Consider the following 3142-nt stretch of genomic DNA (forward strand, 5'->3'; position numbering starts at 1 on the left):
GTACGGGTGGGGGGTCGTGCGGTTGCGGCGGCGGGGGGACTCGTGGCCGGTGGGGCGGACGATCTCGTACGTCATCGGTGTGCTGACCATCGGTCTTGTGATGTGCACCAAGCTCAACGACTACGGCATGGTCATGTTCAGCGTGCACATGGTGCAGCACATGATCATCAGCATGCTGTCGCCGATCCTGCTGCTGCTCGGCGCTCCGATCACCCTGGCCCTGCGCGCGCTGCCGCCGGCGGCGCGGGGCAAGAAGGGCCCCCGCGAGCTGCTGTTGATGTTCCTGCACAGCCGGTACATGAAGGTCATCACGCATCCCGCGTTCACGATCCCGCTGTTCATCGCGAGCCTGTACGCGCTGTACTTCACGCCGATCTTCGACTTCCTGATGGGGTCGAAGACCGGGCACATCGCGATGATGGTGCACTTCCTCGCCGTGGGTGTGGTGTTCTTCTGGCCGATCATGGGCGTGGACCCGGGACCGAACCGTCCGGGCTATCTGATGCGGATGCTGGAGCTGTTCGCCGGGATGCCGTTCCACGCGTTCTTCGGCATCGCGTTGATGATGGCGTCGGAGCCGATGGTCGAGACGTTCAAGAACCCGCCCGCCTCGCTCGGCATCGACGCGCTGTCCGATCAGAACGCGGCCGGCGGTATCGCCTGGGCGTTCAGCGAGGTCCCGTCCGTGCTGGTGCTGATCGCCCTGCTGTTCCAGTGGTACAGCTCGGAGCAGCGCCAGGCCAAGCGGCAGGACCGGGCCGCCGACCGGGACGGCGACAAGGAACTCGAGGCGTACAACGCCTATTTGGCCTCATTGAACGCACGAGGCAATTGAACACATGCGGTAACTGAACGGGAATTTCGTTCAGTAGCATAAAACGCGATGGGGGAACCGCCACCGGGGGGAGCGGTCATGACATTTCGCGTGGTTGTGCAAAGGAACGGAATTCCGGTGATCCGCAGGATCGCCGTACTGCTCGTCTGTGTCCTTGTCGTGAGTGGACTGAGCGCATGCGGCGGGGGCGCACATACGTTCGCCGTTAAGGCGGTCGCCGTCGGAGTTCCGTCGCTCGCGCCTTTCTTCGACGAGAAACAGGGACTGGGCCACGACACCCGGGCTCGTTCGCTGCCGGTGCGGGGCACCTTGCAGCAAGGGGACACACCCGGTCTGTACGGGGGCACCAAGAAGCCGACCGTCTGTGACGTGGCGAGGCTCAAGAGGTTCCTGACCGATCCCGCGAACCACCAGAAGGCGGTCGCCTGGTCGAGCGTGCTGGGGATCACCACGGACGGGATACCGGCCTATCTGGACCGGCTCACACCCGTACTCCTGCGTCACGACACTCTCGTACAGAACCACGACTACAGGAAAGGAAAGGCCACGCCTTACAACTCCCTTCTCCAGGCGGGAATCGCGATTCTCGTCGACGAGCAGGGGGAACCCGCCGCGAAGTGCTCGTGCGGAAATCCGCTGCGCCCCTTCAAGGGCGACGCGGACCGGATTTCCGTCAAGTTCGCGGACGGCAACAAGAAGTGGAGCGGATATCGGGCGTCCTCGGTCGTGACCGTGCGTCCGGCGGCGCAGCGGCTGGACCGGCTCGCCCTCGTCGACATCGGCGACCCCGACCGCGGTATCGAGCGTCCGGTCGGTACGACAGGCACGCGTGACACCGTCTTCGACACGCGGCAGCGGCACACGGTGCCGGACCTCGCGGGGACGACGTTCGGGGAGGCCCGGCAGCGGCTGGTGAGCAGGGGCCTGGCCGTCGGGTACGGCGGGAGCGCGACGCCGTCCGACGACGCTCAGGTCACCGCCTCCGATCCGCCCGCCGGGACCGAGCTGCGGTTCGGGGAGTACGTGCTGCTGAGCGTGAACGGTGGGGCGACGTCCGCTCCCCCGAGTTCGACGACCTCGGGCCCACCGACATCCACGGCACCGCCCTCGACGTCCACGTCGGAACCGCCCGCCTCCTCGTCACCGCCACCGTCCTCACCCGCGAGCAAGCCACCGCCGTCGAGCGGTTCACCCTCCGGCAGTTCACCGTCCAGCGGCTCGCCCACGACCGCTTCGCCCTCGCTGGTGACCGACTCGCCCTCGACGAGCGCGCCGGTCACCAGCAGCGCCCCGGTGACGAGTGCTCCCGTGACGAGCAGCACGGCCGTCACCGCCACCGTCACGACCACGACACCCACCACGACCACCACACCCACCTCGACCGAGACCTGACGCGGGCCCGGAAGGAGGACTCCGGATGTCACAGGGATCGCCGACCTCAGGAGTGGGCCGGGTCATCGCCGGCCGCTATCTCCTGCTGAACCGGCTGGGCAGTGGCGGTATGGGACATGTGTGGCTCGCGCATGACCAACGGCTGGCCTGTGAAGTCGCGCTCAAGGAGATCGTGTTCAGCAACCCGGCCTACGCCGACGCCGAACGCGAGGCCCGGGTCGCGCGGGCCCGGGCCGAGGCGCGGAACGCGGCCGGGCTGCGCGGTCACCCCCATGTGGTGACCGTCCATGACGTGCTGGAGCACGAGGGGCTGCCGTGGATCGTCATGGAGTACGTGGCGGACGCCGTGGACCTGCGCGACCTGGTCGGCCGGCACGGCTCCCCGGCCCCGGCGGAGTGCGCCCGCATCGGGCTCGCCGTCCTCGACGCGCTGACCGCCGGGCACCAGCGGGGCGTGATGCACCGGGACGTGAAACCGGCGAACATCCTGCTCGCCCCGGACCGCACCGGTGCGCCGTACGCCCGTGTCCTGCTCACCGACTACGGCATCTCGGTGCAGCCGGACGCCGGTGAGACGCGGTACACGCTGACGTCCGTGCTCGTCGGTACGGCCGGATATCTGGCGCCGGAGCGCGCGACGGGCGGGCCACCGACCCCGGCGGCCGACCTCTTCTCACTGGGCTGCACGCTGTACCACGCCGTCGAGGGCCACGGCCCCTTCGTCCGCGAGTCACCGCTCGCGGAGATCACCGCGGTGGTCATGGAGGACCCACTGCCCCCGGTCCACGCGGGCGCCTTGGCACCGGTGCTCCACGCGATGCTGGAGAAGGATCCGCTACGACGGATCTCGGCGACGGAGGCGGAAGCGGCGCTGGCGCGGATCGTGACGCCGCAGACGGAGGCGGGGATGGGGGC

At 68.5% G+C, this 3142-nt stretch carries 3 protein-coding genes; all 3 read left to right on the top strand.

What is annotated here, in order from left to right; genetic code table 11:
* Positions 1-835, top strand: an 835-nt coding sequence (locus JHN63_RS49430) for a cytochrome c oxidase assembly protein (protein ID WP_200691684.1), incomplete at its 5' end; no start/stop codon positions are given.
* A 117-nt stretch (positions 836-952) separates the two neighbouring features.
* Positions 953-2227: a PASTA domain-containing protein gene (locus tag JHN63_RS49435; RefSeq protein ID WP_307782176.1), complete on the top strand. Its 1275-nt coding sequence runs from the start codon at positions 953-955 to the stop codon at positions 2225-2227.
* A gap of 25 nt (positions 2228-2252) precedes the next feature.
* The coding region (locus tag JHN63_RS49440; protein WP_200691686.1) for a serine/threonine-protein kinase at positions 2253-3142 on the top strand (890 nt) is incomplete at its 3' end.

This window comes from Streptomyces sp. MBT65 (genome assembly GCF_016612545.1).
Lineage (GTDB): Bacteria > Actinomycetota > Actinomycetes > Streptomycetales > Streptomycetaceae > Streptomyces.